The sequence below is a fragment of the Mesorhizobium sp. 128a genome (genome assembly GCF_053848025.1).
The window spans coordinates 307,899-329,858 of sequence record NZ_JBSPKY010000002.1; the positions used below are offsets into that span (position 1 = coordinate 307,899).

Below are 21,960 nucleotides of genomic sequence, written 5' to 3' on the forward strand. Positions count from 1 at the left end.
CAGCAACCGGATGGTCATTATAAGGAGACTGTTTATAACGGTTGCCGACATTGCTGATTTCAAGGGGAGACGATGCGTTACATACGTCCGCTTTCGATAGAAGATGCCGTCGGCGAGCTCGCCAGGGCGGTTGGCCCGGCCGCCATTCTGGCGGGAGGCAGCGACCTCCTGGTGAGGATGAAGGGCGGCTTTGTCGAACCCGACCTGATCGTCGACATCAAGGCGATCGAGGGCTTGAGCGAGATCAGGGAAACAGCCGATGGCTTCAGCATCGGCGCCGCCGTCCCCTGCGCGGTGCTGGGAGAAAACTCAGGGCTGAAGAAGGCCTGGCCTGGCGTCGTCGAAGCGGCGAAGCTGATCGGTTCGAAGCAGGTCCAGGGACGCTGCACCATTGTTGGCAATCTCTGCAACGCCTCGCCGGCCGCCGACAGCGTTCCGGCGTTGGTGGCCGCCGGCGCCAAGGCAGTGGTTGCCGGCCCCTCGGGCAAGCGCACCATTGCCGTGGAGGCCGTGCCGACCGGGCCTGGAAAGACATCGCTCACCAAGGGCGAGATCATCGAGGCTATCCTGCTCGACAAGCGGGCGCCGCGTTCGGGCGACGCCTATCTGCGCTTCATTCCGCGCACCGAGATGGACATCGCCGTGGTCAGCGCCGGCGTTAACCTGACGCTCGATGAACATGGCGTCATCACGGCCGCCCGCGTTGCGCTGGGCGCAGCCGCCCCGACCGTGCTTCTCGTCGAGGAGGCAGCCGAGGCGCTCATCGGCAGGAAGCTCGACGAGGCAGCGCTCGAGCGGCTGGCAAAAGTCTGCGCCGGGGCCTGCCGGCCCATCGACGACAAGCGGGGCACCATCGAGTTCAGACGAAAAGTTGCGGGCGTGCTGGCCAGACGGGCCGCCACGACCGCTTACGCACGTGCAGGAGGCAAATGATGGCCGGTGTAGCAGTTTCAACGACAATCAACGGCGATCACGTCGAGTACCTTTGCCAACCCGACGAGACGTTGCTCGACGTCCTGCGCGACCGGCTCGGGCTGACCGGCGCCAAGGAAGGCTGCGGCACTGGTGACTGCGGCGCCTGCAGCATCATCCTCGACAACCGGCTGGTCTGCTCGTGCCTGGTGCTCGGCGCGGAAGCCGAGGGCCGAATTGTCGAAACCGTCGAGGGCATGGCGCATGGCGACAAGCTGCATACGTTGCAGGAGAAATTCCTTGAGCACGCGGCGCTGCAATGCGGCATCTGCACGCCGGGCTTCCTGATCGCGGCCAAGGACCTTCTGGCCAAGAATCCCGAACCGACGGAAGTAGAAATCCGCTTCGGCCTCGCCGGAAACCTCTGCCGCTGCACCGGCTACGACAAGATCGTGCGCGCCGTCCAGGACGCGGCCAACGTGATGAAGGGAGCGTAAGCCATGAATTTCGATCCACGCTTTTCGGGCCGCAAATTCTCATCCGTCGGCACGCGGCCCATCCGCCCCGACGGCGTCGACAAGGTGACGGGCCGCGCGCGCTACGGCGCCGACTTCAACATGGCGGGACAACTGGTCGGGCGCGTGCTGCGCAGCCCGCACGCCCATGCGAAGATCCTGAAGATCGACACCTCCAAGGCTGAAAAGCTGGCCGGCGTGAAGGCGGTGATCACCGCCGCCGACCTGCCCGACCTCACCGATGGCGATGCCGCCATGTACGACGTCCTCGACAATTGCATGGCGCGCACCAAGGCGCTCTATGACGGCCATGCCGTGGCCGCGGTCGCCGCTGTCGATGCCCGCACGGCGCGGCAGGCGCTGAAGCTGATCGTGGTCGACTACGAGCTTTTGCCGCATGTCACCGATGTCGACGAGGCGATGAAGCACACCGCCCCCTTGATCAACGACACGATCTTTACCGAGGGCCTCGAGGAAAAGCCGGTAAAGCCTTCCAACGTCACCAAGCGCAGCCAGTTCGGCCACGGCGATGTCCATCAGGGTTTCGGCCATGCCGATTTCATTGTCGAGCGCTCCTTCAAGACCGAGCAGACGCATCAGGGCTATATCGAGCCGCATGCCTGCGTGGCGAACGTGAACCTCGACGGCACCGCCGACCTCTGGGTCTGCACGCAAGGCCATTTCGTCTACCGCCAGCACTGCGCGCAACTGCTCGGGCTGGAGGCCTCGAAACTGCGTGTCACCTCGTCGGAGATCGGCGGCGGCTTTGGCGGCAAGACCCATGTCTGGGCCGAGCCGGTGGCGCTGGCCCTGTCGCGCAAGGCCGGCCGTCCGGTAAAGCTGGTCATGACCCGCGACGAGGTGTTCCGCGCCTCGGGCCCGACCAGCGCCACCTCGATCGACGTGAAGATCGGCGCCCGCAAGGACGGCACCATCACTGCCGCCGAGGCGACGCTGCGCTACACCAGCGGACCCTATGCCGGCACCTGGGCCGAGATCGGCGCCATGACGGCGTTTGCCTGCTACAAGCTCGATAACGTCAAGACCGTCGGCTTCGAAGTGCTGGTCAACCGGCCGAAGACCGCGGCCTATCGCGCGCCCTCCGCACCCATGGCGGCGTTCGCGGTGGAAAGCGCTGTCGACGAACTGGCCAAGGAACTCGGCATGGATCCGGTCGAGTTCCGCATCAAAAACGCCGCGCAGGAAGGTACGAGGTCGTCCTACGGTCCGGTTTACGGCCCGATCGGCATCGGCCCGACGCTGGAAGCGGCCAAGCACCATCCGCACATGAAGGCGCCCTTGGCCAGGAACCAGGGCCGCGGCATGGCCTGTGGCTTCTGGTTCAATTTTGGCGGCCAGACCTGCGTTGACTTGAACATCGGCATGGATGGCTCGGTGTCGCTCGCCGTTGGTACTGTCGATGTCGGTGGTTCTCGCGCCTCGCTGTCGCTGGTGGCGGCGGAGGAGCTCGGCATCGACTATGCCCAGCTCAAGGCTGTGGTCGCCGACACCTCGAGCCTCGGCTACAACGACATGACAGACGGCAGCCGCGGCACGTTCTCGTCCTCCATGGCGACGATCTCGGCCGCCCGCAACGCGATAAAAATCCTGCGCGACCGCGCCGCCCAGATGTGGGACATCCCCGTCGACGACGTGGTCTGGGAAAACGGCCATGCCATCGCCAAGGGCGAGAAGTACGGCAACCTAGCAGCCTTGTCGCTGAAGGAGATTGCAGCTGCTTCCGGCAAGACCGGCGGGCCGATCGCCGGCCACAGCGAACTCGTCGCCGACGGCGCCGGCGTCTCCTTCGCCACCCATATCTGCGATATCGAGGTCGACCCCGAGACGGGCGCCGCGCGCGTGATCCGCTACACGGTGATCCAGGATGCCGGCAAGGCGGTGCACCCGACCTATGTCGAGGGCCAGTACCAGGGCGGTGCCGCGCAAGGCATCGGCTGGGCGCTCAACGAGGAGTATATTTACGGCAAGGACGGGCGCCTGCAGAACGCCGGCTTCCTCGACTACCGCATCCCGGTCTGCTCGGACCTGCCGATGATCGACACGCAGATCCTGGAGATCCCCAACCCCAACCACCCCTATGGCGTGCGCGGCGTCGGCGAAACCTCGATCGTGCCGCCGCTTGCGGCAATCGGCAATGCGATGTCGAACGCAGCCGGCGTGCGCATGACCCACATCCCGATGTCGCCGCCCCGCGTCCTCGCCGCGATCGAGGCGGAGCGACAAGGTTAGAGGGCCGAAAGGTGCAAAGCAGCTTTCGGCTCACGCTGCGATCGTATGGGGGTCATCCCTGATGGTTGAAGTCACCCTCTGGGGTGCGCTGGGCCAACTCGCCGGCGGCCAGAGCAAGGTCGAGGTCGAGGCCAAGGACATTAGGGAGCTGTTCAGGAAACTGGCTGAACAGTATCCCGGCATCGAGCCGTGGATCGAGAAGGGCATCGCGGTGGCCATCGACGGCACGATCTATCGCGACACCTGGTCTAAGGAACTGCCACAGGGGGCGGAGATCTTTCTGCTGCCGCGGCTGGCTGGGGGGTAGTGGAGGAGCTGCCGTTGCTATCGCCTGGCATCAGGGCCGCGAGCTTCTTGGATTAGCCGGTAGCGGACTATCCGCAAGTAGGGCGGAGTCACCGGATAGCCGCCGTTTCACCAACCGACCCGTTCGACCCTCCCAGAACATCCTCATATCTCCAAGGTTACGGCCGGCTGGCCGCCCCTAACAAGCGACTATGGCAGAGAAACATTCCCGGCGCCCGCTGCATGAGAAGCAATGAGCCGATCAATGTTCTCCAGGAAGCTCCGTAGCACCGGCGATGGATTGTCCGCACGGTAGCCGACCGCAACCTCGATGAGCGGAGGCCTCCCTGTTAGCGATCGGCTTACGACAGACCGGGGCAGCAGCTTTTCCACATAGGCCGGAAGGAGCGTGACGCCGCCGGTCGACGCGACCAGCGAGATGCCGGTCGCAAACCCGTCGAGCAAGTGACTCGGTGATACGGCCACCCCATGCTCGTGCAAGTAGCGGTCGACGATTCTCGAGAGGACGTGCGGTGTGTCCGAATAGCCGATGAACGGTCCCTGCGCGAGCTCACGGGGCTCGATCTCCGTGCGCTCAGCGAGCGGATGGTCGTGCGGCAGGATGACCACGATTGGTTCGTGCGCGATCACCTTGTAGGTTAGATCTGGCTGCGCCTCCAGTCGCGAGAAACCGAGATCGATCTCGCCGCGCTGCACGGCCGCGGCAATGGCAGGCGAGAAATCGCTGGTTACCCTGAAGTCGATATCCTTAAGCTGCGCGCGCAGGACTTGCGTCACATGCGACAGCCACTCGACTTCTTGGCCGGTCAGGAAGCCGACGGAGAAGCTCGCCTTCGCCGGGCGGGCCGCGCGCCGCGCAGCCGCGACTGCTTCGGCTGCCTGCGCGAGCGCGAGCCGCGCGTGATCGAGGAAAGCCTGGCCTGCCGCCGTGAGCGCGACCCCGCGCGAGGTGCGGACGAATAGAGGGGCACCCACCTCGAGTTCGAGGTCGCGCAACTGGCGGCTCAGCGAAGGCTGAGCGGTGTGCAGGCGCCTCTCGGCGGCCACCGTCAGGCTGCCTTCCTCAGCGACGGCAACGAAGTACCGGAGATGGCGTAGCTCCATGCGCCATACCTAGCAGGTATGGCTGACAGAGTCACAAAGTCTTTCCGCCGCGGCGCGCAATGTAGCATCTATAGCGCACCTGAAGAACTGGCCCCTCGATGCCGGCCGGGTATTGCAGAAATCGGAGACGGCGCGGTCGCCCTGCATTGCGGGGTGATGACCGCGTGCGCAAGGAACGAGACCATGTCGTACGACCCATTCTCAGCCCTGACGGTCATCACTGGACCGGCAATCCTGACGAACGCCTGCGCGATCCTGCAGAATGGCGTGACCCTGCGCTACAATCTGGCAATTACGCAGTGGCGAGAGTTCCACGCCTCGCTCACGGCCGAAGACGGCAGACTATCAATGCTGTTCGTCGATGCCCGTCGCGCTCTGTCGCTAGCGGAGCGGCGTATCCGCCTGCAGCTCCGAGCACTGGAACTGCTGAACGCAGGTGTTGCCCTGTTCGGCGCCACCACCATCTGCGGACTGGTCGGCGACTTCCTCGTCAAGACCTTCGCCGTGCCCTCCTGGCTCGTCGGCGTGTTCGTAATTGGCACCGGCAGCGCCGCGCTTGCGGTCATGTTCGCAGCGATCGGCGCCCTCTTCCTCGAAAGCGCGTGCGGCCGGGCAGTGGTCCGACTGCATCCCTTTGCAAGCGGAGGCGCGACGCGGCGCTCCGCAACCCCATAGGTCGCCCTCGGCAACAAAGCCTGAGACCGCGACCCGATCCCTGTCGGCGGGCTGCCGACACCACAACCCTGAAAGGAACCAGCCATGACCACCATTTCGATCGTCACGGGGGGTAGCCGCGGTCTCGGCCGCAACACCGCCCTCAGCATCGCGCGCCACGGCGGCGATGTCATCCTCACCTACCGAAACGGCGCCGAAGGCGCGAAGGCCGTCGCGGCCGAGATAGAAGGCATGGGCCGCAGGGCGGTGGCGCTGCAGCTCGACGTCGGCGACATCTCCGCCGTTCCCGGCTTCGTCGCGAAGGTCAGGTCGGCTCTCGCCGCGACGTGGAACCGGGACAGCTTCGACCACCTCGTCAACAATGCCGGCCACGGCGAGATGGCCGCCTTCGCCGAGACGACGGAGGCGCAGTTTGACCTGTTGTTCAACGTTCACGTCAAGGGCGTGTTCTTCCTGACGCAGGCGCTGTTGCCGCTACTCGCCGATGGCGGCCGCATCGTCAATTTCTCGTCGGGCCTCACCCGTGTCAGCTATCCGGGTTTCTCGGCCTACTCGGCCGCGAAGGGAGCAGTCGAGATCCTGACGCTCTACATGGCCAAGGAACTCGGCAGCCGCCGCATCACCGTCAACACCATCGCGCCCGGCGCGATCGAGACCGACTTCCTCGGCGGCGCGGTTCGCGACACGCCGGAATACAATAGCGCTTTCGCCAACATGATCGCTCTCGGCCGCGTCGGCTTGCCCGACGACATCGGCCCGGCGGTCGCCAGCCTGATCGGCCCCGACAATGGCTGGGTCACCGCGCAGCGCATCGAAGTGTCCGGCGGCCAGAACATCTGACCGCTGCCCCTTCATCCCCCTGTCACTTTCGACGACAAACAGGAGAATACCGATGACCAACATACTGATCGTGCTTTCCGCCGCGGACAAATGGACCCGCGCCGACGGCTCGCTCTACGAATCCGGCGTGTGGGCGCAGGAATTCGTCGACCTCGACGAGGCATTCGTCCGCGCCGGTTTCCGGGTCGATCTCGCCAGCCCGGGCGGGGTCGTGCCAACGATGGACAAGCGCAGTCTCGATCCGGCCACGGTGGGAGAGAAGGTTGCGGAACGTATGCGGGAGTACCTCACCGAGAATGCCAAGCGCCTCGAACATCCGCTGGTCCTCGGCGAGATCGATACGGGCGCCTATGACGCGATCGTCGTTCCCGGCGGCCATGGGCCGGTCGAGGACCTGTACAAGGATCCCGACATGGGCAGGGTATTGATTGAGGCCGATAGGGACTCGAAACTTATCGCCGCCGTCTGTCACGGTCCTGCGGCGCTGCTAGCAGCGCGCGATGGCAACGGCCGTTGGCCGTTCGCCGGGCGAAAGATGACCTCGCTCAGCGACGAAGAGGAAATCGAGTTCGGGACGGCGGAGAACGCTCCCTGGCTCCTGGCAGATACGCTACGCAAGTCGGGCGCTGTCTTCGAGCAGGGGCCGAACTGGCGCACCCATGTCGTCAAGGACGGGAATCTGCTCACCGGCCAGAACCCGCAATCTTCGGCCTCTCTGGCCGAAGTGGTAATCGCGGCGCTCAGATAGCGCTAACCAGCCGGCCAGTCGCGACACGGCTGGCCTGTCGGGCCTCTGTGAGCGCGCGCAGTGAACTCCCTCATCATCCAGGGCAGAATCGCAACCTTCTTGCAAGACTGGGGATCCGAACACCGCGCATTGATGCGTCTTCGTGCTGCTGGCTGCTCTTTATGATCGGCCGCCGATGGCAGGTTTCAGGAAGCTACGAGTATTATCTCTTCGGCCGTGATTGGGCGCAAAGCGGTCTGTCACGCACGACTGAGCTAACTGCACGCAAACGCAGTCCGCGGCCAAGTCTACATTGCCGATCGCGCCGCTACTCCCCTAAGCCCCTAACACGGTTCAATCTCCACCTCCGGCGCCTCGTCCGCCTCATCATCACCCAGCCTTTTTGAAACGACACCCACCGCCAGCTACCTGCGCAAAGGTGTACCCCTTCAGCGAAGACGCCGGCAAATGGTGGCAACCCTGTTCCTCGACAACCGCCGCATGCAACCTCCGCCGGCTTGCCATCGGCGGAAACACCCCCCGGCTTTAAGTTGCCACCGAAAGGCTCGCCGGCTGCAACACGCCGGGGAACGGCCCGATCCTGGCTGGGCGATGCCCGGACTGGAAGAGGTTGCTGTGGAGATTGGCGACCCACTGCTTGCCTTCGGTCGTCAGCTCCAGATAGCGGATCGCGTCGCCAATATAGGGCTCGACCTTCAGCGTGAAGAAATCGGTGAAGATGGCGCCGAGATCGGCGGCGGTCTTGCAGCCAAGCTTTTCCACCATCCCGGTCTCGGTGAACTCGGCAAACAGCGCCGGCAGCTTGCGGTGGTAGAAGGGGTCGGCGAGCTGGCCGATCAGATCCGCGGCCCTGACCAGCGCCGGCTCGGTGTTGGTGGCCTGATAGGCCGGATCGTCCGGTACAGGAAAGCGCGTCATCTCGATCGCCGCGATAATGCGCTCCTCATTGACGAACTTCGAGGAACCAAAACGTTGGCGCGCATAGATCTTGGCGCGCTCGATATGATAGGGCGCAAGCACCGCGTCGGAGGCGCCGCGCGGTGGCGTATGGCGGTCGCCGGCCTCGTTGATGACGAAGCTGTCGTCGGTGTCGCCCGGGCATATGCCGTGCACCATGCCAATGTCGTGGACAAGCAGCGCGCAGGTATAATGCAGCCAGTCATCCGGGGTCAGCGATTCCGAAAGCAGCCGGCCGCGAATGATCTGCTGGCCGGCGAGCGTGACCATCAGCGTGTGCTCGATGTTGTGATAAAGCGCGTTCGAATTGCCGATGCGCTCCAGGACAAGGCGGGCCGCCCCGCCTATGTAGCTCGCATACTCCGAATTGCGATGCGAGAAATACTGCAGATAGAGTTCCGACAGATGGTCGCCGAGCCGGTCGGCCATGATGGAAATCGGATTGAGCATGACAATCGTTCCTGGCCAATTTGAAGCACGACAGATCGCGTGCGGCAGGCATCCTAGCACGGTTCCGGCGTGGATTTTATCACAGCGTCGGTGATGCGCATCGAGGCGACAGCAAGCATCTTTGCGCTTGCCTTGAAGCCATCCTATTCTGCAGGGTAGTCGCGGTTGTGGGCATAGAATGTCGGTACTGCCTTTCCTGAGAATTTACGCGCCGCTCAACGCGGTGCTGGCTGCGCCCGGGCTCCTGGCGGTGGCTGCGCTGACGACACCCAACATTTCCGGACGGAGCAGGCTGGCTCTGGTTGCCCTGCTCGCCGTCATTTGGGGCGCCTATCTTGTGCAGATGGTCGCGACGCTGCTCAGGCGCCGGGCGGGAGATCTTCACGACAGGACGCCGGCAATCGCCATCGATGTGCTCGCGGTCCTGGTTCCACTCGCGGCATTTCTGCTCGTCCGCACGCCCGACTGGAGCCTCTACTGTGCTGTCTGGCTGCTGAAACCGCTGCGCGACTCGACCTTCTTCCCGGTGCTGGGCAGGGTGCTGGCCAACGAGGCGCGCAACCTGATCGGCGTCACCACGCTCTTCGGCGTCGTTCTGTTCGGTGTCGCGCTCGCGGGCTATGTCATCGAGCGCGACATCCAGCCGGAAAAGTTCGGCAGCATCCCCCAGTCCATGTGGTGGGCGGTGGTCACGCTGTCCACCACCGGCTATGGCGACGAAATTCCGCAAAGCTTCGCCGGCCGCGTCCTTGCCGGGGCGGTCATGATGAGCGGCATCGGCATCTTCGCACTCTGGGCCGGCATTCTTGCCACCGGCTTCTATCAGGAAGTTCGTCGCGGAGAATTCGTCCGCAATTGGCAATTGGTCGCCGCCGTGCCGTTGTTTCAGAAGCTAGGCCCGGCCGTGCTGGTCGACATCGTGGCCGCGTTAAGAACTCGCACGGTGCCGGCTGGCGCCGTGATCTGCCGCGTTGGCGAGCCCGGTGACCGGATGTTCTTCGTCGTGGAGGGGCGCGTCACCGTCGCGACACCGAACCCGGTGGAGCTCGGCCCTGGCGCCTTCTTCGGCGAAATGGCGCTGATCAGCGGCGAACCGCGTATGGCGACCGTCAGCGCCGCAACGGCGGTCTCGCTGCTGTCGCTGCACGCGGTGGATTTCCAGATGCTGTGCTCGAGCAGCCCGGAGATCGCGGAAATCATCCGCAAGACCGCGCTCGAACGGCGCGGCGCGGCGCCGACGGCTTGATCTTCGGGCGCTTACCCCTAAGCCTCCAGCGTCGGCTCCGTATTCACCTCCAGCGCCTCTTCCGCCTCATCCTCCTCACCCAGCACCTCGCCATGCACCCCGAGCGGGCGGCCTATCCAGATCGGGTCGACCAGGTGGTCGCGCTTGGGGTTGGTGGTGTTGGGGTGGATGAGGATGCTGAGACCGCCATGGTTCAGCATCAGCCACGGAACCAGCGAGGCGAAAATCTCGGTGGCGAAAGACACCTGATACATGGCCTGCTCGTGCGGGCCGACCGGCTCGTCGCGCCAGTTGCCCAGCCGCACGCGGAAACGTTCGCCGATGCGCAGGCGCAGCCATTCGGCGTGCTGCCGCTCGGCCTGCCCGTCATAGTAGATGTGGGCGTGATAGCTGGCGATCTCGGCAAGCGGCCTTGGCAAGCTTGGGCTGGCGTTGTCTGCGTTCACCTTTGGCGGCTCCCTCGATGATTGTCGTGTGGGCAGCGTATACGCAAGCGCGCTGCCCGTCATCTGCGCTCGATTGCAGGGCAATCGTTTAAAGCGGCGCCGAGACGGAGCGGGGGAGCGCCATCAGCTACTGCGATAGCCCTAATCAAATTCTGCCCATCAGCACCAATATCAGCAGCACCACAAGCACAACGCCGGCGATCCCTGACGGGCCGTAGCCCCAGGAACGCGAGTGCGGCCAGGCCGGTACGGCGCCGATCAGGATCAGGATCAAAACAACGATGAGGATGGTGCTGACGGTCATGAAGAATCCCTCGCTTTTCTATTCCTATACGAGGGGACAATGCAAAAGGCCGCCCGGTTGTTCCGGGCGGCCTTTTGTCTGGTCGATGAAAACTGGCCTATTCGGCGGCTTTCGGGAAGGCGATTGCCGGCTCGTCGAGCGGGCCTGGCTTCGGCCCCGAGGACGCATTAGGCTTCTTGTCGCGGCCGGATATCCGGCGGAAGAACGCATAGAAGCGGCTGTTCTTGCTGCGCGTGAAGATCATCAGCATGGACGGCGTCACCACCAGCGTCAGCAAGGTGGCGAAGGACAGGCCGAAGACGATGGCCGAGGATAGCGAAATCCACCATTGCGTCGACGGCGCGTTGATCGTCGTCTCGTGATGGAAGATTTCCAGCCCGAGACCGAACGCGATCGGCAGCACGCCGAGGATGGCCGACACCGCCGTCAGCACGACCGGGCGGGCACGCTCGCGGCAGGTCTGCAGCACAGCCTCCATCTTGTCCCAGCCCTCTTCGCGCAGCCGGTCATAGGTGTCGATCAGCACGATGTTGTTGTTCACCACCACGCCGGCCAGCGCGATGACGCCGATGCCCGACATGACGATGCCGAACGCCTCGCCTGTCAGGAGCAGTCCGAGGAACACGCCGATCGTCGCCATGACCACGCAGGACAGCACCAGAAGCACGCTGGTGAACTTGTTGAACTGCATCAAAAGCACCAGGAAGATCAGGAAGATCGCGGCCCCGAAGGCCTTGCCGAGGAAGGCGCTGGCTTCGGCGCTGTCCTCGTTGGAGCCGGCGAGCTTCCAGCGTATGCCGCTGTCGAGCTTCATGTCGGTGACCGCCTTGGTCACCTCCGCCTGCACCGCAGCAACCTGCGTGCCGGCGGCGACGTTGGCCTGCACCACCACGGTACGGGCGCCGTCGATGCGGTTGAGGATGCCGACGGTCGGCTCGGGCTTGCGCACGACGAAGTTCGAGATCGGCACCGAGCCTTGCGAGGTCTGCACCCTGAGCTCATCGAGCGTCGACAGCGTGCGCCGGTCTTCGGGCAGGCGCAGCCTGATGTCGACGGCATCGTCGGCGCCGGCCGGTCGGTATTCCGAAAGCTTCAAGCCGTTGGTCACCAATTGCACCACCGTGCCGACCGAAGTCGGGCTGATGCCGTACTGCGCCGCCTTGGCGCGGTCGACCTCGAGCGCCCAGTCGACGCCGGGCGGCGGCAGGCCGTCGGAGACATCGATGACGCCGGGCACCTTGGCGATGCGTGCGGCAACGGCGCGGGCCTGGTCGTCGAGCCCCTTGGGATCGATGGCCGAAAGCCTGAGCTGGATCGCCTTGCCTGTCGGCGGACCGGCTTCCGGCACGCGAACCTCGACATCGACGCCCGGAATGCCGGCCATGACGGTGCGCAGCTCGTCCAGGATCTGGTTCGCCGATTTGCGTTCGCGCCAGTCGATGAACTCATACTGGATGACGCCGACGACGTCTTCCGGCACATCCTGGCCGCCGCCTTGCGTCTTGCCGACGCGGGTGTAGACCGACTTCACGCCCGGCCAACCGAGCAGCCGGTTTTCAGCGATCCTGGTTGCCGTATCCATTTCGGCCAGCGAGAGATTGCCGCGGGCATGCACATAGAGCAGGCCGTAATCGGGCTCGACGCTGGGGAAGAACTCGACGCCGGCGCCATATTTCGAATAGGCGACGCCGACGCCGGTCAAAAGCACAGTGGTGAGCACCAGCACGGTGATCGGGAAGCGGACCGCCTGCTTGACCAGCGCCATATACCAGCCGTCGCGACCTTCCTCGTGATGCCCGGGCGGTTTGGCGAAGATCGCACCCAGCGTCGGCGCGAACACCAGCGCATAGAGCATTGAGGCCGACAGCGTCACGATCAGTGTGATCGGCATGTATTTCATGAAGTCGCCGATGATGCCGGGCCAGAACAGCAACGGCGAAAACGCGGCGATGCGCGTCATCGTCGCCGCGATCACTGGACCGGCCATGCGCTTGGCGGCAAGGGTGAAGGCTTCGGCCTTGGGCATGCCTTCGCCCATGCGCCGCTCTGCGAACTCGGTGACGATGATGGCGTCGTCGACCAGCATGCCGACCGCCAGGATAAGGCTGAACAGCACGATCATGTTGATCGTGTAGCCCATCATGGCCAGCAGCAGGATGCCGATCAGGAAGGATGACGGAATGGCAAGCCCGATCAGCAGCGAGGCGCGGCCGGACAGCGCATAGAGGATGACGATGAACACCAGGATGACGGCGATCATCACGTGGTTCTGCAGGTCGCCCAGCAGCTGGTTGACGAAGACCGACTTATCCTGCGTGTAGGTGATGTTCATCCCTTCCGGCATGGACTTGACGTAGGCGTCGGACACTTCCCTGACCTTCGCCAGCGTGTCGATCAGATTGGCGCCGATGCGCTTCTTGACCTCGATGGCGATGGCCGGCTTGCCGTTGAGGCGGGTGATCGTTTCGGCGTCCTTGAAGGTCGAGCGGACCGTGGCGATGTCCTTTGCCTGCACGACGGCATTGGGGCCGGCGACGACAGGCAAGGCGGCCACATCCTCGGGCGTCTCGATCAGCGACGGCACCTTGACCGCGTATTTGCCTTCCGAGCCCTCAAGATTGCCGGCGGCGACCAGGCTGTTGGAGGCGCCGACCGCGCCGATCAATTGGTCGAGCTGCAGGCCGTATGACGACAGCTTCATCGGATCGATGACGACTTCGACGAGATCGTCGCGCGAACCCTGCAACGAGCCTTCGAGAACGCCAGGCACCTCTTCGATGCGGTCGCGCAATTCGCGTGCGGCAGCCGTCAGCACGCGCTCGGGCAGTTCACCCGACAGCGTCACCACCAGCACCGGGAACTCGGAAATGTTGACCTCGGTGACGACAGGCTCTTCAGCGGCCTGCGGCAGGTCGGCCTTGCCGTCCTGCACCTTGGAGCGCGTGTCCTGCAGCGCGGTCGCCAGATTGGTCTGCGGCTGGAACTCGACCAGCACATAGCCGCCGCCCTGGAAGGCGGCCGAGCGCATTTCCTTGAGGCCCTTGAGGCTCTTCAGCTTGCTTTCCATCGGCCGCAGCAGAAGCCGCTCGGAATCCTCCGGCGAAATGCCCTGATAGATCAGGCTGACATACATCATCGGAATCGGAACGTCGGGTTCCGCTTCCTTCGGCGTCGACGAATAGGCGACCCAGCCCGCCAGCAGCAGGAATCCCAGCACCGAGATGGTCAGCCGGGCATTGTTGATCGCGAGTTTGACGATATCCATGGCTAACGCCTGTTCTCAAAGATTCTCAGGAGCCGCATTGCAGCCGGTTGTCCCCGCCCGGGGCCACCGGGGCCATCCCGGCGCTACTGCGTTGTCGCTTCGCCCAACAGTTTCTGGATGGTCGCCTGGTCGGCCTCGACCGGCTTGACGACGTCGCCTTCCTTGACCAGTTCCTGGCCGGCGACGATGACGCGGGCGTCCGCCGGAATGCCGCCAAGCACGAGGCCCTTGGGCGAGTCGTCGACCAGGTCGATCGGGAAGAACACCACCTTGTTGTCCTTGTCGACGGCGCGAATGCCAAGGTCGCCCTTGTCGCCGAGCGTCACCACCGAGCGCGGCAACATGACGGCGTCGGTCGGCTGCGCGCTGAGCGAAATCTCGGCCGTCATGCCGGCCGGCACCGAACCATCGGCATTCGGAACGGCAATTTCGACGCGGAAGGTGCGGGTTGCCGACGAGGCGTCGCGGCTGATGTAGCGCACGGTGCCTTCGACGGTCTGGCCGCTGACCAGCCGCACCGCGGCCTTGTCGCCGAGCTTGAGATAGCCAAGGTCGCGCTCGCTGACCTCACCGCGCGCAATCACCGGATCGAGCTTGAGGATGGTCGCCACCTCGCCGCCCTGCATGACGGAACTGCCGAGCTCCACCGGCACCCGGTCGATAACGCCGTCGAAGGGCGCCTTGACCAGATTGCGGTCGAGTTCGGCCTGCGCCGTCTCCAGCTGCGACTGCGCCGCGGTCAGGTTCGAGCGCGCCGTGTCGAGCTGAAGCGTGGGCAGGTTGCCGGTCTTCATCAGCCGCAGCGAGGCGTCGAGTTCAGCCTGGCGCTGCACCACAAGCTGCTTGGCGCTGTCGACCATTGAGATCTTTTCTTCCGCCGCCAGCATCAGCACCAGATCGCCTGTCTTGACGTGATCGCCCTGCTTGACCGGCAGCTTTTCGATGACGCCGGCGACGCGCGTGGCGAGCACGGCGCGCTTGTCGGCCTCGGTCAGCCCGGAAATGCGGATGGCGCGGGCATAGGTCTTGCGCGGCGGCGTCACCACCGCGACGGTGCGCAGCGGCGCCTTGGGCTCCGCCTCGGCGGCCTTTGGCCCGGTCGCGGGCTTGGCTGCATCCGGCGCCTTGGCCTGATCGCCGGCCTTGGCTGCGCCTTCGACGGCGGCGCTGCCGACCGACGAGAACGCGCCTGTTCCCATCCAGGCGGCGAAGCCAATGAGCACAACTATAGCGGCAAGCTTGTGAAACCTGATTTTCGGCATCATTGTTTTTCCACTGCGGGTTCGGCCAGATCGTTTTCCAACAAGGCCCGTCTTCTAACAGCTACCGTGTCTTCAACTCGGGCGCGTCGCCGATATGGGTGCGCGTCAGGCCGTGTTCAATTTGCCGTGAACGGCGAAGCCGCGCTTCTACATCAAAGTTGCAGCGCAATATAGTCAGAAAAGTTGCGCGATCATTGCGTCACGGGACACGGCGCGCCTGCCGCCATCCAGTTTTCGATTGCTTGATAGGTCGCTTCGGCCGAGCCGGGCGCCGGCTCACGATCGGCACCCGGGGCCCAGCTCCAGGCGACCAGTTTGTCGTCGCGCACATGCAGCGCAACATCCTCCAGGCTGCGGTCGCCATTGCGACTGCGATCCTTGATCTGGGCGCAGATTTCCGCCGAGGATTTGCCGAACCAGACCATCTCGGCCGGCGCCAGATGCCAGTTCTCGGCGCCGGGCGGCCCGTGCAATGCACTGGAATTGCTCGCGAAATGACATGTCGTGCAGCGCAAGCCCGGATTGCCGAAACCGGAGCCGTCGGCGCCACGCTGGACGTTGAAGGCATGGACGCGCGTCCCGCCATAGTGAGCGCCGGACCAGCGCGGCCGGTCGTCGGCAACATGACAGTCGGCGCAGCGCGGGTGCGAGAACACGGCGTAGATCTTGTCCCATTCGGGCAAGCCTTTCGCAGCGTCGGCTGCAATCGGCGCCGGTGCCTGCCCTTCTTGTGCGATTGCGAAGGGCGCCGCCGAAAACAGAGTGGCAAGAGACGTCAGCATGATGAGGAGCTTTGTCATGCGAAAGCCACCGCCTTCGACAACGGCAGCGTCCGGATGCGCTTGCCGGTGAGCGCGAAGATGGCGTTGGCAAGTGCGGGAGCCGCCGGCGGCGTGCCGATCTCGCCGACGCCGCCCATCTTGTGGAAGTTCTCCAATATCGCGACTTCGAAGACCGGGCACTGGAAGATGCGCATGGCATCGTAGTCGTGGAAATTCGACTGCTCGACCATGCCATCGGCGAAGGTGATTTCCTGCCCCATAGCCGCCGACAGGCCGTAAATGGCGGCCGAGATGAGCTGCGCTTCGATGATGCCTGGATCGAGTGCTGTGCCGACATCGGCGGCGATCCACACTTTCTCGATGCGGATGCCGGCGGGCGTGTCGGCAACCTGGACGATCTCGCCGACCCAACTGCCGAAGGACAGCGAGAAGGCCATGCCCCTAGCCCTGCCGGCCGCCAGCGCCTCTCCCCATTTCGCCATCGCGGCGACCTTCTCGACCACCTTGACCGCCGCTGGATAGGCGGCCATCAACGTCTTGCGCATCTCGACCGGATCGGTTTTTCCGGCGACCGCGATCTCGTCCATGAAGCCTTCATGGAAGAAGCCGTTGATCGAACTGCCGACCGAGCGCCAGAAGCCGACCGGGACAGTGACCGGAGCGGCGACGCCGCTCACCCGGTAGTTCGGGACGGTGTAGGGCTGGTCGTAGGCGCCGTCGACGATGGCCTTGTCAGGCCCGAGCGGCGATATCGAGGGGAACAGCCGGCGCAAGGTGCCGGCGATCACAGATGGCGAGGCGATCGTCATGTCGACGGCGACCGGCAGGCCGTCATCGCCCAGCCGCGCCCGGAATTTGCCGACGGCCGCCGGCCGATAGGCGTCGTGACGCATGTCCTCCTCGCGCGTCCACGTCACCTTGACAGGGCGGCCACCTGCTTCCTTGGCCATCAGCGCCGCACACAGCGCATAGTCCATCTCGACGCGGCGGCCGAAGCCACCACCCATGAAGGTGGTGTAGACAGTCACATTGTCCTGTTCGATGCCGAGCAGATTGGCGCAAAGCTGGCGCACCAGGGTCGGCGCCTGGTTGCCGCACCAGATATCGAGCATGCCGTCCTTCAGCCAGGCCGTGGCATTCATCGGCTCCATCGTGGCATGCGCCAGATAGGGCACGGCATAGTCGGCCTCGATTGTTCTTTCGCGCGGCGCATCGGCGAAGGCCTTGGCGACATCGCCATCGTCGCGCAGTGCCGAGCCCTCGGTGCCAAGCGCCTGCTTCAGCACCCCGGCGATTGCCGCGCTGTCCGGCGGATATTCTGGCTCGGCCCATCGGGTCTCGATCGCGTCCGCCGCCTTGAACGCCGCCCAAGTGTTTTCGGCGATGATGCCGAAGCCGTGGCCATAGTTGGTTTCGAGCGGCACGATCCTGATCACGCCGGGCATCTTTTCCGCTTTGGCAAGGTCCGCGCCGACCGGCCTGGACCAGAAGCGCGGGCTCATCTTCACCGTGCCGTAGACCATGTCCGGCAAGCTGACATCGATGCCGAAGATCGGCGCGCCAGTGACCTTGGCAAGCATGTCGATCCGCTTTTGCGGCTTGCCCAGCAGTTTCCAATCGGCTCTGTCCTTGAGCCGACCTTCCGCCGGCGGCGCAATCGCGGCAGCGTTTGCCGCCACTTCGCCGTAGGTCAGCGACTTGCCTGACGCCTTGTGCAGGATCGAACCGTTGGCCGTTTCAAGATCGGCAGCTTCTACGCCAAGCTTCTGCGCCGCCGCAGCAATCAGCATCTGCCGCGCGGCTGCGCCCGCCTGCCGCATCTTGTTGAAACCGTCGCGCGTCGAGGCCGAGCCGCCGGTGCCTTGCAAAGCGAGGAATTTGCCGACGACGCCCAGACCTGAACGCACCGCCTGGGCGGTCATGCTCTCATCGAAGAAGGCGAACGGGCCGCCCTCTTCCAGGATCGCTGCATTGTAATAGGCGTAGGAGGCCGGGCCGTGTTCGACCTTGACCTGGTCGAGGCTGACGTCGAGCTCTTCGGCGACCATGACGGCAAGCGTCGTCGAGATGCCTTGCCCCATCTCGGCGCGCGGCGCGACGATGGTGATGGTGTTGTCGGCGCCGATTTTCACATAGGGATTGAACGTCGCCTCACCGGCGGCGAGATCGCCATCCAGCGGGTTCGGGTAGGGCTTGCGGTAATAGTAATAGCCGACGGCGACGCCACCGGCGATGGCAGCCGCGCCGATGAGAAAGCTGCGCCGTGCGATCTTTGCGACACTGGCCATGATCAAAGCCCCGCCGTCTTGAGTGCCGCAGCTTTTTTGATAGCCGCGCGTATCTTCGGATAGGTGCCGCAACGGCAGAGATTGCCACCCATGGCGTTGTCGATGTCGGCATCGGTCGGATCGGCGACCTCGTCGAGCAACGCTACGGCGCTCATGATCTGGCCAGCCTGGCAGTAGCCGCATTGCGCGACCTGTTCTTCCAGCCAGGCCTGCTGCACCGGATGCAGTTTGCCGGGCGCACCGATGCCCTCGATCGTAGTAATGGCGCCGGTGGCCTGGCCGACCGGCAACGAGCAGGAGCGGACGGGCTGGCCATCGACATGCACCGTGCACGCGCCGCAGGCGGCGATGCCGCAACCGAATTTCGGCCCGGTCTTGCCGATGAGATCACGCAGCGCCCATAGCAGCGGCATTTCGGGATCGGCATCGATGTCGAACGCGTGACCGTCTACGGTGAGGCGCATGGGGGATAACCCTTCGTTGTGGTCGTTCACAGTCCGAAGCGGAATGGTACGCCATCTGCTTCATACAAGTTGACAAAATTCGTAATTTTGTCAATAGAGGTTACGCAGATAGTGTCGCAGCCGTGAATCAGATCGAAGACATCACCACCACAGACCCGAGGCGCGTCCGCATTCTGGACGGCGCCATGAAGGTGTTTCTGGCCTATGGTTTTTCGCGCACCACCATGGACGATATTGCGCGCGCCGCCGACATGTCGCGGCCGGCGCTCTATCTGCTCTTCAAGAACAAGACCGACATTTTTCGCGCCATAGCCATGATGCTCCTGTCGCGCTCGGTCGAGGCGGCAAAGGTGGCGCTGGCCGGCGATGGCACCTTCACGGAGCGCATGACGCGGGCCGTCGACGAGGGGCTGATCTCGATGATGCGAGGTGTCATCTCATCGCCGCACGGCGCCGAGCTGCTCGACATGAAGTCGAGCCTTGCTGATCTCGTCGTCTGCTGGCGCGACGGCCTTGGCGGACATATCGCTGCGGCGATCGAGAAAGAGGCCGGGCGCAACGGCGCCGACCTGGCGGCCAAGGGCCTGTCGGCGCGCCTGCTCGCCGACATGCTGCTTGACGGGCTGGAAGGCATGAAGGCGCGCATCAGCGATGCGGACGAACAGCGCAAGGCCGCGGGCGCGCTGGTCAAGGTGATCGACCTGGCCCTTCAGGCCTGACGGCGCTCTGCCTCCGGCTTCTTGCGCGCCGCGAGGAACTCCTTGACCCGCCGGCCCGGCGCGGGGCCGTGCACCGGCTTGAAGCCATCGTCAAGCTCGCCGGAGAGATCAAGCGTTGGCCGCTTGCCGACGGCGTCGTAGTTCTCCTCCAGCCAGTCGCTCGCCGCCGTGCGGCCGAGGTCGCGCAGATAGGTCAGGAACGCCCATTCCGCATTGACCTTGGACGACGCCGAGAGGTCCTTGAACGCCTCGTCGGCGTCGATGCGGTGCATGCGGATGTCGCGGTACTCGCCATGCGGCAGGCGGCCGGCGGCGATCAGTTCCTTGACGAAGGCGATCGAGCGGAATTCGTTCAGCAGCCCGGCATTGAAGGTGATCTCGTCAATGCGGTTCTGGATTTCGTTGGCGCTTTTCGGCGTGCCTTCGCGCACCACCGGGTTGATCTGCACCAGAAGCACGTCCTCGGTCGCCGCCGTCTTGAAGAACGGGAACAGCGCCGGATTGCCGCCATAGCCACCATCCCAGTAGGGCACGCCCTTGATCTCGACGGCGCGGAACAATTGCGGCAGGCAGGCCGAAGCCATCACCGTGTCGAGGTCGATTTCGCCATCGGAAAAGACGCGCAGTTGGCCGGTCTCGACATTGGTTGCCGAGATGAACAGTTCCATCGACTTGCAGGCGCGCACATTGGCGAAATCGATCTCCTGCTCGACCACGTCGCCCAGCGGGTTGAGCCCAAGCGGATTGGCGACATAGGGCGAAAACACCCGCGACATGGTGTCGAAGAAGAAATAGCCGGGCGTATTCTCGATCGACCAGTTGCCCCAGGCGACGTCCCATGGCATGCGCTGCACCGGGCTGAACCGGCCTTTCGCCGCCACCGCGCGCCAGAAATCGTCGAGCTTCTTGCGTGCGCCATCAACGCCGCCGCGCACAAAACCGTCGGCCAGCGCCACCGCGTTCATGGCGCCGGCGCTGGTGCCGGACACAGCCGCGATCTCCAGCCTGCCATCCTCCAGCAGCCGGTCGAGCACGCCCCAGGAGAAAGCCCCGTGCGAGCCGCCGCCCTGCAGGGCAATGTTGATCTTCTTGGTTTCCTCCGCCTTGCCGTTTTTCGTCATGGCGATCCTGTATCGGTTTGGGCGCTGCAGCCTTGTCCCGCCCGGGAATCGGGCGGGGTTCGACCGCAGCGGACTTATGTTGCAGTGCAGCATATAAGTGATGACCGAGGCAAGAACACGAACACGGTCGCGTGATCACATGAAATTTCGGTCATGAAAGAACGGCCTCTCCACCTGAAATGGAGAGGCCGTTTTCCTTCGAGACGGTGTTGCGATCTCAGGCGACGAGCTTCGGCACCGGCCCGACATAGCGCGATTGCGGCCTGATCAGCCGCCCTGTCGTCTGCTGTTCACGCGCATGCGCGATCCAGCCGGCGACGCGCCCGGCGGCAAAGACATTGCTGAAGGCCTGTGGCGGAAAGCCCGCCGCTTCCAGCACCAGCGCGGTGTAGAACTCGACATTGGTCTGCAACGAGCGCTGCGGCTTGGCGATCCGCAGCACCTCCAGCGCCGTCTGCTCAACCTTCTCGGCGAAAGCCAGCCGACGGCCGGTCTCGCCTTCGCTACCCAGCTGCCGCACCACCGCTTTCAGTACGTCGGCGCGCGGATCGCGGACACGGTAGATGCGATGGCCGAAGCCCATGATGCGTTCGCCATGCGCGACCTCGTCGCGCAGCCAGCCGGCGGCATCGCCATGCGCCCGGATTGCATCCAGCATCTCGATCACCGGACCGGGCGCGCCGCCATGCAACGGCCCCTTGAGCGCGCCGAGCCCAGCCAGCACCGACGATGTCAGGCCGGCCAGCGTCGAAGCGACGACGCGGGTGGCGAAGGTCGAGGCGTTGAGGCCATGGTCGCAGACGGTGACAAGATAAGTGTCGAGCGCTTTTGCCAATGCCGGCGACGGGATTGCTCCGTTAAGCATCCGCAACATGTCGGCGGCATGATCGGCATTGCCATCCGGCGCGATCGGCTGATCGCCGCGCTTGAAGCGCAGCAGGGCTGGCGTCAGCACCGCCGGCGCCGCGATCAGCCGCAGCGCGTCCGTCAGGCTCTCGCCGTCCGGCAGCAGCGCCATGCCGGCGCGCATGGCGCTGTAGATCTCGAGCGGCGCCAAAATCGGCAGCGAAGGCAACAGCCGCTGGAACACATCGACGCGGGCCTCGCCCAGCCTCGCCGCCAGTTCGGCATCGCCCGGCAGGTCGTCGAAGAAACCGTCCAGCAGCAGGCGGACCACTTGCGCGTAGCGCCAGCGTCCCGCCAGCTCCGGCAAGGCGTAACCCCGGATCGTCAGATGACCGCCGAGACCATCGACATCGGAGAGCACCGTCTCCGCCGCCACCACATCATCGAGCCCATTTGCCAT

At 64.5% G+C, this 21,960-nt stretch carries 20 protein-coding genes; 9 read left to right on the forward strand and 11 right to left on the reverse strand.

Going from position 1 to position 21,960, the window contains the following annotated elements:
- The first annotated feature begins 72 nt into the window (after positions 1-72).
- The 4 genes from ACWTU9_RS05220 (at position 73) to ACWTU9_RS05235 (ending at position 3,984) form a co-directional block, all read left to right on the forward strand.
- Positions 73-933: an FAD binding domain-containing protein gene (locus tag ACWTU9_RS05220; RefSeq protein WP_455857371.1), complete on the forward strand. Its 861-nt coding sequence runs from the start codon at positions 73-75 to the stop codon at positions 931-933.
- Positions 933-1,409 carry a (2Fe-2S)-binding protein gene (locus ACWTU9_RS05225; RefSeq protein ID WP_455857372.1) on the forward strand — a complete coding sequence of 159 codons (477 nt, stop codon included), beginning with the start codon at positions 933-935 and terminating at the stop codon, positions 1,407-1,409. Before ACWTU9_RS05220 ends, ACWTU9_RS05225 begins: the two co-directional genes overlap by 1 nt.
- A gap of 3 nt (positions 1,410-1,412) precedes the next feature.
- Positions 1,413-3,677 (forward strand): xanthine dehydrogenase family protein molybdopterin-binding subunit, encoded by a 2,265-nt coding sequence (locus tag ACWTU9_RS05230; RefSeq protein WP_455857373.1) that lies wholly within the window; start codon positions 1,413-1,415, stop codon positions 3,675-3,677.
- A 61-nt stretch (positions 3,678-3,738) separates the two neighbouring features.
- Entirely contained in the window at positions 3,739-3,984 is a 246-nt protein-coding gene (locus ACWTU9_RS05235) for a MoaD/ThiS family protein (protein WP_023712829.1), read from the forward strand.
- Between the two features lie 188 nt (positions 3,985-4,172).
- Here the strand turns inward: ACWTU9_RS05235 and ACWTU9_RS05240 are convergent, their stop codons facing one another.
- Entirely contained in the window at positions 4,173-5,087 is a 915-nt protein-coding gene (locus ACWTU9_RS05240) for a LysR family transcriptional regulator (protein WP_455857374.1), read from the reverse strand.
- A 183-nt stretch (positions 5,088-5,270) separates the two neighbouring features.
- Between ACWTU9_RS05240 and ACWTU9_RS05245 the strand changes: the two genes are divergently transcribed.
- From ACWTU9_RS05245 to ACWTU9_RS05255, 3 genes are all read left to right on the forward strand, one after another.
- Positions 5,271-5,762 carry a DUF2721 domain-containing protein gene (locus tag ACWTU9_RS05245; protein ID WP_455857375.1) on the forward strand — a complete coding sequence of 164 codons (492 nt, stop codon included), beginning with the start codon at positions 5,271-5,273 and terminating at the stop codon, positions 5,760-5,762.
- An 84-nt stretch (positions 5,763-5,846) separates the two neighbouring features.
- A complete protein-coding gene (locus tag ACWTU9_RS05250) occupies positions 5,847-6,602 on the forward strand; it encodes an SDR family NAD(P)-dependent oxidoreductase (RefSeq protein WP_455857376.1) in 756 nt (251 codons plus the stop codon).
- Between the two features lie 52 nt (positions 6,603-6,654).
- Complete coding sequence (locus ACWTU9_RS05255) at positions 6,655-7,350, forward strand: type 1 glutamine amidotransferase domain-containing protein (RefSeq protein ID WP_455857377.1); 696 nt, start codon at positions 6,655-6,657, stop codon at positions 7,348-7,350.
- Positions 7,351-7,875: 525 nt separating this feature from the next.
- Here ACWTU9_RS05255 and ACWTU9_RS05260 read toward each other — a convergent pair.
- The gene (locus tag ACWTU9_RS05260) at positions 7,876-8,757 is read right to left on the reverse strand and encodes a metal-dependent phosphohydrolase (RefSeq protein ID WP_455857378.1); all 882 of its coding nucleotides are present in this window, start codon (positions 8,755-8,757) and stop codon (positions 7,876-7,878) included.
- Between the two features lie 178 nt (positions 8,758-8,935).
- Between ACWTU9_RS05260 and ACWTU9_RS05265 the strand changes: the two genes are divergently transcribed.
- On the forward strand, positions 8,936-10,003 hold the full coding sequence (locus ACWTU9_RS05265; protein WP_455857379.1) for a cyclic nucleotide-gated potassium channel: 1,068 nt from the start codon (positions 8,936-8,938) through the stop codon (positions 10,001-10,003).
- A gap of 17 nt (positions 10,004-10,020) precedes the next feature.
- Here ACWTU9_RS05265 and ACWTU9_RS05270 read toward each other — a convergent pair whose 3' ends face one another.
- The 7 genes from ACWTU9_RS05270 to ACWTU9_RS05300 all read right to left on the reverse strand — a co-directional run bounded on the left by ACWTU9_RS05270 (position 10,021) and on the right by ACWTU9_RS05300 (position 18,814).
- Positions 10,021-10,449 carry a DOPA 4,5-dioxygenase family protein gene (locus ACWTU9_RS05270; protein ID WP_455857380.1) on the reverse strand — a complete coding sequence of 143 codons (429 nt, stop codon included), beginning with the start codon at positions 10,447-10,449 and terminating at the stop codon, positions 10,021-10,023.
- A gap of 145 nt (positions 10,450-10,594) precedes the next feature.
- The gene (locus ACWTU9_RS05275) at positions 10,595-10,753 is read right to left on the reverse strand and encodes a DUF3309 family protein (RefSeq protein WP_454586379.1); all 159 of its coding nucleotides are present in this window, start codon (positions 10,751-10,753) and stop codon (positions 10,595-10,597) included.
- 97 nt (positions 10,754-10,850) lie between these two features.
- Positions 10,851-14,018, reverse strand: coding sequence for an efflux RND transporter permease subunit (locus tag ACWTU9_RS05280; RefSeq protein WP_455857381.1), 3,168 nt, complete (start codon positions 14,016-14,018; stop codon positions 10,851-10,853).
- Between the two features lie 83 nt (positions 14,019-14,101).
- A complete protein-coding gene (locus tag ACWTU9_RS05285; protein ID WP_455857382.1) occupies positions 14,102-15,280 on the reverse strand; it encodes an efflux RND transporter periplasmic adaptor subunit in 1,179 nt (392 codons plus the stop codon).
- Positions 15,281-15,471: 191 nt separating this feature from the next.
- Positions 15,472-16,080, reverse strand: a complete 609-nt coding sequence (locus ACWTU9_RS05290; RefSeq protein WP_455857383.1) for a hypothetical protein — start codon at positions 16,078-16,080, stop codon at positions 15,472-15,474.
- Positions 16,077-18,350, reverse strand: a complete 2,274-nt coding sequence (locus ACWTU9_RS05295; protein ID WP_455857384.1) for a molybdopterin cofactor-binding domain-containing protein — start codon at positions 18,348-18,350, stop codon at positions 16,077-16,079. Before ACWTU9_RS05295 ends, ACWTU9_RS05290 begins: the two co-directional genes overlap by 4 nt.
- Positions 18,351-18,352: 2 nt before the next feature.
- The gene (locus ACWTU9_RS05300; RefSeq protein WP_455857385.1) at positions 18,353-18,814 is read right to left on the reverse strand and encodes a (2Fe-2S)-binding protein; all 462 of its coding nucleotides are present in this window, start codon (positions 18,812-18,814) and stop codon (positions 18,353-18,355) included.
- Between the two features lie 122 nt (positions 18,815-18,936).
- On the opposite strand from ACWTU9_RS05300, the gene ACWTU9_RS05305 reads away from it, so the two are divergent.
- Entirely contained in the window at positions 18,937-19,533 is a 597-nt protein-coding gene (locus ACWTU9_RS05305) for a TetR/AcrR family transcriptional regulator (protein WP_455857386.1), read from the forward strand.
- Here ACWTU9_RS05305 and ACWTU9_RS05310 read toward each other — a convergent pair.
- The gene (locus ACWTU9_RS05310) at positions 19,524-20,654 is read right to left on the reverse strand and encodes a patatin-like phospholipase family protein (protein WP_455857387.1); all 1,131 of its coding nucleotides are present in this window, start codon (positions 20,652-20,654) and stop codon (positions 19,524-19,526) included. The two genes, ACWTU9_RS05305 and ACWTU9_RS05310, sit on opposite strands and share 10 nt — an antisense overlap.
- A gap of 217 nt (positions 20,655-20,871) precedes the next feature.
- Entirely contained in the window at positions 20,872-21,960 is a 1,089-nt protein-coding gene (locus ACWTU9_RS05315) for a citrate synthase/methylcitrate synthase (protein WP_455857388.1), read from the reverse strand.

What these genes read in the sequence shown, in the direction of transcription:
- ACWTU9_RS05225 (WP_455857372.1), top strand. Translation starts at nt 933, where the DNA reads ATGGCCGGTGTAGCAGTTTCAACGACAATCAACGGCGATCACGTCGAG.
- ACWTU9_RS05285 (WP_455857382.1), bottom strand. Translation starts at nt 15,280, where the DNA reads ATGCCGAAAATCAGGTTTCACAAGCTTGCCGCTATAGTTGTGCTCATT.
- ACWTU9_RS05315 (WP_455857388.1), bottom strand. Translation starts at nt 21,960, where the DNA reads ATGGCAAATGGGCTCGATGATGTGGTGGCGGCGGAGACGGTGCTCTCC.
- ACWTU9_RS05295 (WP_455857384.1), bottom strand. Translation starts at nt 18,350, where the DNA reads ATGGCCAGTGTCGCAAAGATCGCACGGCGCAGCTTTCTCATCGGCGCG.
- ACWTU9_RS05310 (WP_455857387.1), bottom strand. Translation starts at nt 20,654, where the DNA reads ATGACGAAAAACGGCAAGGCGGAGGAAACCAAGAAGATCAACATTGCC.
- ACWTU9_RS05255 (WP_455857377.1), top strand. Translation starts at nt 6,655, where the DNA reads ATGACCAACATACTGATCGTGCTTTCCGCCGCGGACAAATGGACCCGC.
- ACWTU9_RS05260 (WP_455857378.1), bottom strand. Translation starts at nt 8,757, where the DNA reads ATGCTCAATCCGATTTCCATCATGGCCGACCGGCTCGGCGACCATCTG.
- ACWTU9_RS05300 (WP_455857385.1), bottom strand. Translation starts at nt 18,814, where the DNA reads ATGCGCCTCACCGTAGACGGTCACGCGTTCGACATCGATGCCGATCCC.
- ACWTU9_RS05220 (WP_455857371.1), top strand. Translation starts at nt 73, where the DNA reads ATGCGTTACATACGTCCGCTTTCGATAGAAGATGCCGTCGGCGAGCTC.
- ACWTU9_RS05230 (WP_455857373.1), top strand. Translation starts at nt 1,413, where the DNA reads ATGAATTTCGATCCACGCTTTTCGGGCCGCAAATTCTCATCCGTCGGC.
- ACWTU9_RS05250 (WP_455857376.1), top strand. Translation starts at nt 5,847, where the DNA reads ATGACCACCATTTCGATCGTCACGGGGGGTAGCCGCGGTCTCGGCCGC.
- ACWTU9_RS05280 (WP_455857381.1), bottom strand. Translation starts at nt 14,018, where the DNA reads ATGGATATCGTCAAACTCGCGATCAACAATGCCCGGCTGACCATCTCG.
- ACWTU9_RS05240 (WP_455857374.1), bottom strand. Translation starts at nt 5,087, where the DNA reads ATGGAGCTACGCCATCTCCGGTACTTCGTTGCCGTCGCTGAGGAAGGC.
- ACWTU9_RS05275 (WP_454586379.1), bottom strand. Translation starts at nt 10,753, where the DNA reads ATGACCGTCAGCACCATCCTCATCGTTGTTTTGATCCTGATCCTGATC.
- ACWTU9_RS05265 (WP_455857379.1), top strand. Translation starts at nt 8,936, where the DNA reads ATGTCGGTACTGCCTTTCCTGAGAATTTACGCGCCGCTCAACGCGGTG.
- ACWTU9_RS05290 (WP_455857383.1), bottom strand. Translation starts at nt 16,080, where the DNA reads ATGACAAAGCTCCTCATCATGCTGACGTCTCTTGCCACTCTGTTTTCG.
- ACWTU9_RS05245 (WP_455857375.1), top strand. Translation starts at nt 5,271, where the DNA reads ATGTCGTACGACCCATTCTCAGCCCTGACGGTCATCACTGGACCGGCA.
- ACWTU9_RS05235 (WP_023712829.1), top strand. Translation starts at nt 3,739, where the DNA reads ATGGTTGAAGTCACCCTCTGGGGTGCGCTGGGCCAACTCGCCGGCGGC.